The following is a 12,434-nucleotide window of genomic DNA, read 5'->3' on the forward strand; positions in this document are numbered from 1 at the left end:
GCCGCGGGCCGCGGCATCCGAATCCCCCGATGAGCGCCCCGCTGCCTGAGCGACTCCCCAGTCGGCGCATACCCTCGCGGGCGTGTCGCCCCGCCGACCCGCCGCGATGTCCGGTCGGGTCGGCGGGGACGGCGCCAGAGGCTATTCCCCGCAGGGTCAGCGCAGGAGCATCACCCGGCCGGGCTCGCGCAGCACGTCGCCCACCGCGGTGAGGAACCGCGCGCCCTGCTCGCCGTCGACGAGGCGGTGATCGAACGAGAGCGCGAGGGTCATCACGTCGCGCAGCGCGATCTCGCCGCGAAACTCCCACGGCTGACGCCGGATCGCGCCGAGCGCGAGAATCCCGGCCTCGCCGGGATTGATGATCGGCGTGCCGGCGTCGACGCCGAAGACCCCGACGTTCGTGATCGAGAACGTCCCGCCGCTCATCTCGGCTGGTGTCGTCCGACCCGCACGGGCCGTCTCGGCGAGCGCGCCGATCGCATCCGCCAGCTCGACGAGGGTGAGCTCCTGCGCGCGTCGGATGTTCGGCACGACCAGCCCTCGCCCCGTCGCCGCGGCGATGCCGAGATGCACGTCATGGTGCTGGACGATCTGGTAGGCATCCTCGTCCCACTGCGAGTTGAGCTCGGGGTGCGCGCCGAGCGCGAGGCATACGGCCTTCGCGGCGACCGCGAGGATGCCGATCCGGTGCCCCTCGAGCGCCCGATCGCGCTTGAGCGAGGCGACGAGCTCCATCGTCGGCGTGACGTCGACGGTCAGGAACGTCGTCACGTGCGGCGCCGTGAAGGCGCTGCGCACCATCGCCTGCGCCGTGTGCTTGCGCACCCCGCGGATCGGCGTGCGGGTCGTCCGCGCCCCGTCGTCCGCCCGCGTCGGGATGCCGGCGGGCGCCCCTGCCGGCGAAGTGGCTGCCGCGGCATCCCCGCGCTTCGCGAAGGCCTCGACGTCGTGGCGGGTGATCAGGCCGTGACGACCCGTGCCCGGCACGACGGCGAGGTCGACGCCCAGGTCTTTGGCGAGGCGGCGCACCGGCGGCGTCGAGCGTGGCCGGTCCAGCAGCGCATCGGCGAGCGACTCCGCTCCGCCGTGGGCACCGATCGCATCGTGCGGAGCGGCCTCGCGGACAGCGGAATCGGATGCTGCGGCCGCCCCCGACGCGGCGCCCGCGCGTGCGCGGCGCTGGGGTCGGGCCGTCGAGCGCGGCGCCGCACCGTAGCCGACGAGGTTGGGCTGCGACTTCTCCTCGGCCGGCGCCTCAGGTGCGGACGGGGCAGAGGCCCCGGTCTCGGACGCGGCGTCCGCGGATGACGCCGTGGCAGCCGCCGATGCGTTCACCGGCTCAGGCGCCCGCGACTCGACCTCCGCGCCCGGAAGGTCGAAGGAGATGAGCACGGAGCCGACCTCCACGACATCGCCCGCGGCGGCGTGCAGGGTCGCGACGGTGCCGGCGAACGGCGACGGCAGCTCGACGACGGCCTTGGCGGTCTCGACTTCGGCGATCGTCTGGTTGAGCGTGACGGTCTGCCCCTCGGCGACCTGCCACGACACGAGCTCGGCCTCGGGAAGCCCTTCGCCGAGATCGGGGAGACGGAAGTCCTGGATCACCGCGCGCCTCCGCCCGACAGACCGGAGCTGTCGCCCGACGCGACCCGGTCGAGACTGCTGGGCCGGTCCATGACGGCGTCGACGGCGTCCAGGATCCGGTCGAGGTCGGGCAGGTGGTGCTTCTCGAGCTTCGCCGGCGGATACGGGATGTCGTGCCCGGTGACGCGCATCGGCGGCGCCTCGAGGTAGTGGAAGCAGCGCTCCGTGACGCTGGCGATGAGCTCGGCGCCCATACCCGCCTCGCGCGCCGCCTCGTGGGTCACCACGACGCGTCCGGTGCGACGGACGGAGGCCTCGATCGTGCGGTAGTCCACGGGCGACAGCGAACGCAGGTCGATGACCTCGAGCGAGATGCCCTCGTCCTCGGCTGCGGTCGCGGCGTCCAGCGCCGTGCCGACCTGCGCGCCGTAGGTGAGCACGGTCACGTCGGTCCCGGGGCGCGCGACGCGCGCGAGACCCATGGGCGGCGCGTCGGCGAGGGAGGCGTCGAGATCGACCTCGCCCTTGGCGTGGTACAGCCGCTTCGGCTCGAAGAACACCACCGGGTCGTCGGAGGCGATGGCCTGTCGCAGCATGACGTAGGCGTCCTGCGGCTGGGAGACGGCGACGACCCGGAGCCCCGAGGTGTGTACGAAGTACGCCTCCGGCGACTCCGAGTGGTGCTCCGCGGCGCCCACGCCGCCGGCCCACGGGATGCGGATCGTGACCGGCATCCGCACATTGCCCGACGAGCGGTAGTGCAGCTTGGCGACCTGGCACACGATCTGGTCGAACGCGGGATAGACGAAGCCGTCGAACTGGATCTCGACGACCGGCCGGTAGCCGCGGTAGGCGAGGCCCACGGCCGTGCCCATGATGCCGGACTCCGCCAGCGGGGTGTCGATGATGCGCGACGGGCCGAACTGGTCGAGCAGTCCGTCGGTGATGCGGAACACTCCGCCGAGCTTGCCGACGTCCTCGCCCATGACGAGCACCTTCGGGTCATCGGACATCGCGCGGCGCAGACCCTCGTTGAGCGCCTTGCCCATGGTGAGCTGCGTCATCGTCCCGCTCCCCCGGCGTCGGTCGCGGCATCCGCGAATCCGTCGAGGTAGGCGCCGAAGCGCTCGCGCTGCTCGTCTATGCCGACGTGAGGCTCGGCGTAGACGTTGTCGAGCAGGGTCAGCGGGTCGCGCGTGGTCGCGCCCAGCGCGGCGGCGCGCACCTCGGCGGCGAGCGCGTCGGCGTCGGCCGCGACCTCGGCGGCGAACGCCTCGTCGAAGGCGCCCTGCGCGCGCAGGTACGTCTCGAGGCGCAGCAGCGGATCGCGCTCGCGCCAGCGCTCGACCTCCTCCTTGTCGCGGTAGCGGGTGGGGTCGTCGGAGGTGGTGTGCGGCCCCATGCGGTAGGTCACCGCCTCGATGAAGGCGGGACCCTTGCCGCTGCGCGCGTGCTCGAGCGCCCAGCGCATGGCCGCCGTGCAGGCGAGCACGTCGTTGCCGTCGACGCGCATGCTCGGGATGCCGAAGCCCGGCGCGCGTCCCGCGATCGGGTAGCTGGCCTGCACCGTCACAGGCTCGGAGATCGCCCACTGGTTGTTGGTGCAGACGAACACGACGGGCGCGCGGAAGGACGACGCGAAGATCATCGCCTCGTTGACGTCGCCCTGGCTCGTGGCGCCGTCGCCGAAGTACGCCACGGCGACCTGATCGGCACCGTCGCGCTGGATGCCCATCGCGTAGCCGACGGCGTGCAGCGTCTGCGCGCCGATGATGATCTGCGGCACGGCGCTGTTGATCTCGAACGGGTTGTAGGTGGAGTGCTCCTCACCCCGCCAGGCGATGACGAAGTCGCGGGGCGCCGCGCCGCGGGCGTAGCCCACGCCGATCTCGCGATAGCTGGGGAAGGCGAAGTCGTCGGCGCGCAGGGCGCGAGCCGTGCCGATCTGGGTGGCCTCCTGGCCGTTGCAGGGCGCCCAGAGACCGAGCTGGCCCTGGCGCTGGAGGGCGACGCCCTCGGTGTCGATGCGGCGCACGAGCACCATGTCGCGGTAGAGGCCGCGGAGCGCGTCGGCGTCGAGGTCGCTCACCCACGGGTCGAGGTCGGCATCGCGCACCCGCACACCATCCTGGGTGAGCAGGCGGGCCACGTCGTCGACGTCGGTGGCGCGGTCGTCCGTGGGGGTCAGGGTGTGCATCATCGTCATCCCTCCGATTCGCTTCGGGGCCTTCGTGGGGCCCGTCCGCTGCGGTCGTCGGCAACTCTGCCGACAGGGCCGACGATACGTCGGGCACTCAACTAGCTCAAGCATTCGCGATCGCCCTGAGCATGTTGACAAGAGGCGGCGATTTCCGGGGTGCTAATCTTTCGCACTATGGGAAACCTCGACCACGTCGACCTCGAACTCCTGGCCGCGCTGTCGACGGATCCCCGGGCGACCGTGGTGGCCCTCGCCGAGAAGCTCGGCCTGTCGCGCAACACGGTGCAGGCGCGGATGTCGCGGCTCGAGCGCGCGGGCGTGTTCCTGTCCTACGAGCGCGCCCTGTCGTCCTCGGCGCTCGGGTTCCCGATCGAGGCGTTCATCAACGTGATGGTGCGCCAGGCGGAGCTCCCGCGCATCACCGTCGAGCTCCAGCGCGTCCCCGAGGTCGTCCAGGCGCACGGGCTGAGCGGGCAGGTGGATCTCCTCGTGCGCGTCGCGTGCCGCGACACCCAGCACCTCTTCGACACCGACGCCCGCATCCTCGCCATCGAGGGCGTGGAGCGCACGGAGACCTCGCTGGCGATGGGCGAGGTCATCGGCTACCGCGTGACGCCGCTCATGGAGCTGGCGCGACGGGACTCGTGACCGCGGCGCCGACGCCCGTCGACGGCGCGTCCGCCGTCGGGGCACCGGCGTCCAACCGCACGAGCACCACGCCCACCAGGATCAGCGCGCCCCCGGCGAACTGGATCGGCGCGGGCACCTCGGAGAGGAACAGCCACGCGAAGCCGAGGGCGAACAGCACCTCCGACAGCACGACGAACGAGGCCAGCCGCGACCCGATGCGCGGCACGGCCATCACGCCGAGCGCATAGCCCACCGTCGTGCCGACGGCCGCCACCCACAGCATCGGCACATACCACGCGACGTCGAGCCCCCCGAGGACGATCGACACGTCGGGTGCGGCGAACGGCATGAGGCCCGAGACGCAGAGCACCGCCATCACGACGGCGCCCACCAGCAGTCCGCCGGCGGAGAGCGCCAGCGCCGGCAGCTCGTCGTCGACGCGCTCCGAGATGACGAAGTAGACGCAGACGCAGACCGCCGCGCACAGGGCCAGCACCGTCCCGAAGAGGTCGAAGGACGAACCCGAGACGTCGACCACCAGCACGAGTCCGACCACGGCGACCGCCGTCCCCCACAGCACGAGCCGGGACGGGCGCCGCCGTGTGCGCAGCCACACCCACGCGACCAGGAGCACGGGAGCGAGGTACTCGATGAGCAGCGCCACCGCCACCGGCATCCGCTGCATCGCCGAGAAGAAGAAGATCTGGGTTCCGAGCACGGGCATGAGGCCGAAGAGCACGATGATCCGCCAGTGGCGCCGCATGAACCCCCGCTGCGCGCGCATCGCACGCACGAGGGCGGGCGAGAGGATGATCCCCGCGATGCCCATGCGCACGAGGAGCGCGGCGCCGAGCGTCCAGCCCTCCTCCAGCAGGGGCTTCACGAAGGGGCCGCTGGAGGCGAAGGCCAGAGCGGATGCCAGCGCAAGCACGAGTCCGGATCGCTGCGCGCCGAACGGCCGCGCGGAGAGCGTCGGAGCTGTCGATGCGGCGGAGGGAGCGACCATGGCTGACCCTGACTGTCAGGAGCGAACGTGCGTACACTTGTGACAGTAGGACCCCGGACAGTCAGGAGTCAACATGGTTTTCATCCATGACACCAAACAGGCCCTCACGGCTGCCGTCGTGCTGGTCAACACGCTGCCCGGCTACGACGGCGTCGACACCCTGCAGACGCCCGATGACCTCCGCGCCTACCTCGAGGTGAATCCCTACACGGGCGTCATGCGCAAGGATCAGGCCGAGATCGACGCGGTGCGCGAGATCCGTCAGCGCCTCCGGCAGCTGTGGGAGGTCGACCGCGACGACGCTGTGCCGCTCGTCAACGAGATGCTCCGCGACGGGCGCGCCCTCCCCCGCCTCGTCATCCACGACGGCTACGACTGGCACATCCACGCCACCGACGACGACGCGCCGCTGGCGACGCGCATCCTCGTCGAGGCAGCCATGGCCTTCGTCGACGTCATCCGCGCCGACGAGTACGACCGGGTGCGGGTGTGCTCGGCGGACGACTGCGAGTCGGTCTACATCGACTACTCGAAGAACGGCTCGAAGCGCTACTGCGACACCGGCAACTGCGGCAACCGCATGAACGTCAACGCGTACCGTCGGCGGAAGGCGCGAGAAAGCGCCTGACGGCCTCCGCCGCGGGGGCCGGCGTCTCGTAGTGGATGAGGTGCCCGACCTGGGGGATCTCTACGAGCTGGGCGTCGGGGAACACGGTCGCGAGCCGGCGCTCCACCTCGATGGAGGTGATGTCGTCCTTCTCGGCGGCGATGAGCAGCGTCGGCTGCGCGATGCGCGCGGCGAACTCGCTGACGTCGTGCGACACGGAGGTCACGAACGCCTCGTGCAGCACGTCGCGGTCGGCGAAGCGCGAGAAGTACGTGTCGTGCTGGTCGTGGATGAAGCGCCGCAGCGCCCGGTCGCGGGTCTTGACCATGGCCAGGCTCGTGAGCCGGACGATGGCGCGGTTGCGCAGCACCGCCTCCCCCAGCGGCTTCGGCAGGCGCGCTCCGGCCCAGTAGTAGAAGATGGCGAGGCGGGTCAGGATGCCGCGGGGTCCCTCCAGCGCGGGTGCTCCGATCGGGTTGACCAGCACGACCTTCGGCGTCGCCAGGCCGCCGGCCACGGCCGCAGCCGTCACGATGGAGCCGAAGGAGTGGCCGAGGACGGGTGCTCCGGGAGCCACCTCGGCGGCGAAGGCCGCGAGCCACTCCGTGTAGGCCGCCAGGTCGTGCGGGCGTCCGGGAAGCGGACCAGACTCGCCGAAGCCGGGCAGGTCCGGCGAGATGACGCGCAGGTCGGGGAGGTGTCCGACGACCGGCTCGAGACCGTGGTGCTCCCCGCGGAAGCCGTGTACGGCGAGCAGGGTGGTTGCGGCATCCTCCGGCCCGTAGACCCAGTACGCGGTCGTCGCGCCGAGCACGGTCGTCTCGTGCCGCTGCACGGGGAGGCGCTCCAGGAGCCGGGCGTAGGGCGAGGCGACGGGCATTCCGCGAGTCTACGTTCGGAGCGTGTCCTCCCCTGCCCGCCTCCCGGTGCGCCGCTCCCCCGATGTCGGGGGCGCCGCATACTCTCAGCGGCATGGACCGATGGCACGCCGAGCCCCTCGCCCTCTTCGAGAGCCCGGAATGGTCGCGCGTGATCGGGGTCTTCGACCTCGAGACGACGGGTGTCGACGTCACCCGCGACCGCATCGTCACCGCTCACGTCGGACTGCTCGACGGCACCGGCGCCCACGTGCGGGCGCGTGACTGGCTCGCCGATCCGGGCGTCCCCATCCCCGACGGCGCGGCCGCCATCCACGGCATCACGACAGCTCGTGCCCGCGCAGACGGACGGCCGGCGCGCGAGGTCGTGGCCGAGGTGACCGAGGCGCTGCGGGCGATGCTCGACGCCGGCATCCCCGTCGTCGCCTACAACGCGCCGTACGACTTCTCGCTCCTCAAGCACGAGGCGCAGCGCCACGGGGTCGAGCCGATCGTCTCGCCGTCGCCGGTCATCGACCCGCTCGTGGTCGACAAGACGTACGACCGCTACCGCCGGGGCAAGCGCACCCTCTCGGCGGTCGCCGCGCACTACGCGGTGCGCCTCGACGACGCGCACGACGCCGCCGCCGACGCGGTCGCCGCGGGGCGGCTCGCACAGGCGCTCGCCGAGCGCTTCGCGCCGTGGCTGCCGCCCACCGCGGCCGAGCTGCACACGCGCCAGATCGGCTGGGCGCGGGCGCAGGCGGCGAGCCTCACCGAGTACTTCGTCTCCATCGGCCGCATCGAGGCCACCGCGCGGCTCGACGGAAGCTGGCCGATCCGCTGACCCGGATGAAGACGCGGATGCGCGCGCGAAGAGCCGGGCCTCACCGTGCCAGGGAGAGCGCGGAGACCCCGGGCGAGCTCGGCAACGCCGGGAAAGCACGGCGACGCCGAGCGCACGGCAACGCGCAGTGCGCGGCGACGCCGAGGGCACGGCAACGCGCCGCAACGCCCCAAATCACCCGGGAACGACAGAAGCCCCCGGCGAACCGGGGGCTTCTGAGGGCGACGAGGCTTACTTGCTCGAGCCGCCGAAGTTCTTGAAGCGCTGGTTGAACTTCTCCACGCGACCGGCGGAGTCCATGATGCGCTGCTTTCCCGTGTAGAACGGGTGCGACGCGGACGAGATCTCGACGTCGATGACGGGGTACTCGACGCCGTCGAGCTCCATCGTCTTGTCGCTGGTCACGGTCGAGCGCGTGAGGAAGGTCTCGCCGGAGCCGAGGTCGCGGAACACGACCGCCTTGTACTCGGGGTGGATGTCAGTCTTCATGGTGTTCCCTTGAATGGTGCCCTGGATTGTGCCAGGGCGGTGGAAGTCTGCGGTGCGAGCGCACCAAACGACGATTCTACCAGCCCGCGGGCGAGCTCGTGAACTGCGGAGGCTCAGCCCGCGGCGCGGGCGGCGTAGCGGCCGTCCGCCGCGGTGAGGGTGATCGGCAGCCCGAACGTCGCGGTCAGGTTCTCGGCCGTGAGCGTCTCCGCGAGCGGGCCCACCGCCACGGCTGCGCCGTCGCGGAGCAGGAGCACATGGGTGAAGCCGGCGGGGATCTCCTCGACGTGATGGGTCACCATCACCATGGCCGGCGTCATCTCGGAACGCGCGTACTCGCCGAGGAGCATCAGCAGCTCCTCGCGCGCGCCGAGGTCGAGGCTCGCGGTGGGCTCGTCCAGCAGCAGCAGCTCGGGGTCGGTCATGACGGCGCGCGCAATCTGCACGCGCTTCTGCTCGCCGTCGGACAGCGTGCCGAAGGTGCGCTCGGCGAGGTGGTCGAGGCGCCACTCGGCGAGCACCCGCAGCGCGCGGCGCTCGTCGATGGAGTCGTAGTCCTCGCGCCAGCGGCCGACCACCGAGTACGCGGCGGTGAGCACGACGTCGACGACGCGCTCCTCGGCCGGGATGCGCCGCGCCATGGCGGAGGAGGCGAAGCCGATGCGCGGACGCAGCTCGAAGACGTCGGTGCGCCCGAGGCGCTCCCCCAGCACGGACACGACGCCCGAGGTGGGGTGCAGCAGCGTGTCGGCCAGCTGCAGCACCGTGGTCTTGCCGGCGCCGTTGGGTCCGAGGATCACCCAGCGCTGATCGCCGGAGACGGTCCAGTTCAGCCCCGAGATGATGTCCTTGGCGTTGCGACGGACGACGACATCGGAGAACTCGAGCACCTGCGGCATGGGGCCAGCCTATCCGTCGGATCGCGCACCGCTCGGGCTCATCCGCGCCGCGTCAGGCCGACGTGCCCGAGACCTCGGCGTAGAGCGCGGCGGTCTCGCGGGCGATGGCCGCCCAGCTGAAGTCCTCCGCCGCACGGCGGCATCCCGCCTCGCCGTAGGCACGCGCCGTCGCCGGGTCGGAGACGACCTCGGTGAGCACGCGGGCGAGGTCGGCGACGAAACGCTCGGGATCCACCGGCGTGCCCGTGCCGTCCTGCACCTGCTCGATCGGCACCAGCCGGCCGGTCACCCCCTCGACGACGACTTCGGGGATGCCCCCGGTCGCCGTACCCACGACAGCCGCTCCGCACGCCATCGCCTCGAGGTTGACGATGCCCAGCGGCTCGTACACCGAGGGGCACACGAAGGTGGTCGCGGCACTCAGCACGGCGCACAGCTCGTGCCGCGACAGCATCCGGTCGATCCAGACCACACCGTCGCGGGTCTCCTGCAGCGCCCGGACGAGCCCCTCCACCTCTTCGAGGATCTGCGGGGTGTCGGGCGCGCCGGCGCACAGGATGACCTGCACCTCCGGCGGCAGCAGCTCGGCGGCGCGCAGGAAATACGGCAGGCCCTTCTGCCGGGTGATGCGGCCCACGAACACCACCGACGGCCGCGACGCGTCGACGCCGAGCTGCGCGAGCACGTCGGGGTCGTCGACCGGATGCCACGCCTCCACGTCGATGCCGTTGTAGATCACGCGCACCTTGGCCGGGTCGAGCGCGGGGTAGCTGCGCAGGATGTCCTGGCGCATCCCGTCGCTCACGGCGACGACCGCGGCGGCGTTCTCGTACGCCGTCTTCTCGATGTAGCTCGAGACGGCGTAGCCGCCGCCGAGCTGCTCGGCCTTCCAGGGCCGCAGCGGCTCGAGACTGTGCGCGGTGACCACGTGCGGGATGCCGTGCAGCAGCGATGCGAGATGCCCGGCGAAGTTGGCGTACCAGGTGTGGCTGTGCACGACGTCGGCTCCGGCGACGTCCGACACGATCTCCAGGTCGGTGCCGAGCGTCTGCAGCGCGCCGTTCGCGTCGGCGAGCTCGGCGGGCACGGCGTAGGCGGTCGTGTCGGCCTCGTCGCGCGGGGCGCCGAACGCCCGCACCTGCACCTCGATGCTCTCGCGGAGCGCCTTGACGAGCTCGGTCGCGTGGACGCCCGCGCCCCCGTAGATCTCCGGCGGGTACTCCTTGGTCACGATGTCGACGCGCATGGCACGAACGCTAGTACACGCGAGACTCACGGGACCAGACGCTCCCCGCGGCACCGATCGCGGCCCTAGGGTGGTGCCATGCCTACGACGCCGAAGGTCTTCGGAATCATCCTCGCCGGTGGCGAGGGCAAGCGACTCATGCCGTTGACGGCCGACCGGGCCAAACCGGCGGTGCCGTTCGGCGGTCAGTATCGGCTCATCGACTTCGCGATCTCGAACCTCGTGAACTCCGGCCTCCGGCAGATCGTGGTGCTGACGCAGTACAAGTCGCACAGCCTCGACCGCCACGTCTCGCAGACGTGGCGCATGTCGCCGCTGCTGGCCTCATACGTGACGTCGGTGCCGGCGCAGCAGCGACTCGGCAAGCGCTGGTTCTCCGGCTCCGCCGACGCCATCCTGCAGAGCCTGAACCTCATCAACGACGAGAAGCCCGACATCGTCGTGGTGATCGGCGCCGACCACGTCTACCGCATGGACTTCCGCCAGATGCTCGACGCCCACATCTCCTCGGGAGCCCGCGCGACCGTGGCCGGCATCCGCCAGCCGATCGCGCTGGCGAACCAGTTCGGCGTCATCGACGTCGACGCGAAGGACCCCGCGAAGATCAACGAGTTCCTCGAGAAGCCGCAGAACCCGACGGGGCTGGCGGACTCCCCCGGCGAGGTGCTCGCCTCGATGGGCAACTACATCTTCGACACCGACGCGCTCATCGAGGCCGTCGAGTCCGACGGCGAGCTGCCGACGTCGAACCACGACATGGGCGGCGACATCATCCCCTACTTCGTGAACCGCGGCGAAGCCGGCGTGTACGACATGAAGCGCAACGACGTGCCGGGCTCCACGGATCGCGACCGCGACTACTGGCGGGACGTCGGCACCATCGAGTCGTTCTTCGACGCGCACATGGACCTGATCTCCACCCTGCCCGTGTTCAACCTCTACAACATGGAGTGGCCGATCCACTCGCAGACGGTCAACTCCCCGCCGGCGAAGTTCGTCCGCGACTCGGTGGGCCGCATCGGCGCGTCGATCGACTCCATCGTGTCGCTCGGGTCGGTGCTGTCGGGCACCCACCTGGAGCGCAGCGTCGTGGGCGCGTGGACACTCGCCGGCGGAGGATCGACCATCACCGATTCGGTGCTGTTCGATCACGTCGAGGTCGGGTCGGGAGCGCGCATCCATCGCGCGATCCTCGACAAGAACGTCACCCTCGCCGACGGCGCGACGGTCGGCGTCGACCGCGAGCGGGATCTCGCCCGCGGCTTCACGGTGACCGACTCGGGCATCACCATCGTCGGCAAGAACGTCCACGTCGAGGGCTGACGCGGCCTGCCGCTAGCGTGGACGTCGTGCTCTCGGACGTCCGCTTTCTCGTCGTGCTCGACGCCGACTCCACGCTGATCCGCAACGAGGTCATCGAGCTGATCGCCGACGAGGCCGGCCGAGGGCCGGAGGTGGCCGCCGCCACGGAGGCGGCCATGCGCGGCGAGGTCGACTTCGCCGAGAGCCTCCGCACCCGCGTGCGAGCGCTCGCGGGTGTGCCGACGAGCGCGTTCTCCCGGGTCCTCGCCCGCATCGAGCCCACCCCCGGGGTGCGGGAGCTGATCGATGCCGTGCACAGGCGCGGCGGAGGGGTGGGTGTCGTCAGCGGCGGCTTCCACGAGATCCTCGACACCGTCGCCCCCGACCTCGGCGTCGACGTGTGGCGCGCCAACCGCCTGAACGCCCCGGACGGCGTGCTCGACGGCACGGTCGACGGAGACATCGTGGATGCCGCGGCCAAGGCCGACACGCTGGGCGCATGGGCCGCGGGGGCCGGCGTGCCGCTCCAGCGCACCCTCGCGATCGGCGACGGCGCGAACGACCTGCGCATGATGGCCGTCGCGGGCCTCGGACTCGCCTTCAACGCGAAGCCCGCGGTGCGGGCTCAGGCCGACCTCGTCGTCGGTCCGGTCGACCTCCGCGAGGTCATCCCCCTGCTCCCCTGACGGCGGGCGGCGAGACCCCCGCCGCGACGTCGCGCGAGGACACCGCCGGCATGACGTCGGGCGTCGAGACCGCCGGCG

At 71.4% G+C, this 12,434-nt stretch carries 13 protein-coding genes; 5 read left to right on the plus strand and 8 right to left on the minus strand.

Annotated features, from left to right (window positions below; translation table 11 throughout):
• Positions 1-156: 156 nt before the first annotated feature.
• From ABC304_RS14415 to pdhA, 3 genes are read right to left on the minus strand one after another with little or no spacing between them, the layout of a single operon-like run.
• Positions 157-1,608 (minus strand): dihydrolipoamide acetyltransferase family protein, encoded by a 1,452-nt coding sequence (locus ABC304_RS14415; RefSeq protein WP_412931641.1) that lies wholly within the window; start codon positions 1,606-1,608, stop codon positions 157-159.
• The gene (locus ABC304_RS14420) at positions 1,605-2,651 is read right to left on the minus strand and encodes an alpha-ketoacid dehydrogenase subunit beta (protein WP_412931642.1); all 1,047 of its coding nucleotides are present in this window, start codon (positions 2,649-2,651) and stop codon (positions 1,605-1,607) included. Before ABC304_RS14420 ends, ABC304_RS14415 begins: the two co-directional genes overlap by 4 nt.
• Positions 2,648-3,793: a pyruvate dehydrogenase (acetyl-transferring) E1 component subunit alpha gene (pdhA, locus tag ABC304_RS14425; protein WP_412931644.1), complete on the minus strand. Its 1,146-nt coding sequence runs from the start codon at positions 3,791-3,793 to the stop codon at positions 2,648-2,650. The genes ABC304_RS14420 and pdhA overlap by 4 nt, the downstream gene beginning before the upstream one ends.
• Positions 3,794-3,961: 168 nt before the next feature.
• On the opposite strand from pdhA, the gene ABC304_RS14430 reads away from it, so the two are divergent.
• Positions 3,962-4,435 (plus strand): Lrp/AsnC family transcriptional regulator, encoded by a 474-nt coding sequence (locus ABC304_RS14430; RefSeq protein WP_127095338.1) that lies wholly within the window; start codon positions 3,962-3,964, stop codon positions 4,433-4,435.
• Here ABC304_RS14430 and ABC304_RS14435 read toward each other — a convergent pair.
• Complete coding sequence (locus ABC304_RS14435) at positions 4,407-5,423, minus strand: EamA family transporter (RefSeq protein ID WP_412931647.1); 1,017 nt, start codon at positions 5,421-5,423, stop codon at positions 4,407-4,409. The genes ABC304_RS14430 and ABC304_RS14435 overlap by 29 nt on opposite strands.
• Before the next feature lie 73 nt (positions 5,424-5,496).
• On the opposite strand from ABC304_RS14435, the gene ABC304_RS14440 reads away from it, so the two are divergent.
• Positions 5,497-6,051, plus strand: a complete 555-nt coding sequence (locus ABC304_RS14440) for a CGNR zinc finger domain-containing protein (RefSeq protein WP_412931649.1) — start codon at positions 5,497-5,499, stop codon at positions 6,049-6,051.
• Here ABC304_RS14440 and ABC304_RS14445 read toward each other — a convergent pair.
• Positions 6,011-6,910: an alpha/beta fold hydrolase gene (locus ABC304_RS14445; RefSeq protein ID WP_412931650.1), complete on the minus strand. Its 900-nt coding sequence runs from the start codon at positions 6,908-6,910 to the stop codon at positions 6,011-6,013. The genes ABC304_RS14440 and ABC304_RS14445 overlap by 41 nt on opposite strands.
• 92 nt (positions 6,911-7,002) lie before the next feature.
• On the opposite strand from ABC304_RS14445, the gene ABC304_RS14450 reads away from it, so the two are divergent.
• On the plus strand, positions 7,003-7,734 hold the full coding sequence (locus ABC304_RS14450) for an exonuclease domain-containing protein (protein WP_241240295.1): 732 nt from the start codon (positions 7,003-7,005) through the stop codon (positions 7,732-7,734).
• A gap of 231 nt (positions 7,735-7,965) precedes the next feature.
• Here ABC304_RS14450 and ABC304_RS14455 read toward each other — a convergent pair whose 3' ends face one another.
• The 3 genes from ABC304_RS14455 to glgA form a co-directional block, all read right to left on the minus strand.
• Positions 7,966-8,223, minus strand: coding sequence for a type B 50S ribosomal protein L31 (locus tag ABC304_RS14455; protein ID WP_315269206.1), 258 nt, complete (start codon positions 8,221-8,223; stop codon positions 7,966-7,968).
• Between the two features lie 113 nt (positions 8,224-8,336).
• Positions 8,337-9,122 carry an ABC transporter ATP-binding protein gene (locus tag ABC304_RS14460; RefSeq protein WP_412931652.1) on the minus strand — a complete coding sequence of 262 codons (786 nt, stop codon included), beginning with the start codon at positions 9,120-9,122 and terminating at the stop codon, positions 8,337-8,339.
• A 52-nt stretch (positions 9,123-9,174) separates the two neighbouring features.
• The gene (gene glgA / locus ABC304_RS14465) at positions 9,175-10,368 is read right to left on the minus strand and encodes a glycogen synthase (protein ID WP_412931653.1); all 1,194 of its coding nucleotides are present in this window, start codon (positions 10,366-10,368) and stop codon (positions 9,175-9,177) included.
• 78 nt (positions 10,369-10,446) lie between these two features.
• Here glgA and glgC point away from each other — a divergent pair, with 78 nt between their 5' ends.
• A complete protein-coding gene (gene glgC, locus ABC304_RS14470; protein ID WP_412931654.1) occupies positions 10,447-11,691 on the plus strand; it encodes a glucose-1-phosphate adenylyltransferase in 1,245 nt (414 codons plus the stop codon).
• A gap of 26 nt (positions 11,692-11,717) precedes the next feature.
• On the plus strand, positions 11,718-12,356 hold the full coding sequence (gene serB / locus ABC304_RS14475) for a phosphoserine phosphatase SerB (protein ID WP_412931656.1): 639 nt from the start codon (positions 11,718-11,720) through the stop codon (positions 12,354-12,356).
• Positions 12,357-12,434: the final 78 nt, after the last annotated feature.

The sequence above is a fragment of the Microbacterium jepli genome, from assembly GCF_047237905.1.
Lineage (GTDB): Bacteria > Actinomycetota > Actinomycetes > Actinomycetales > Microbacteriaceae > Microbacterium.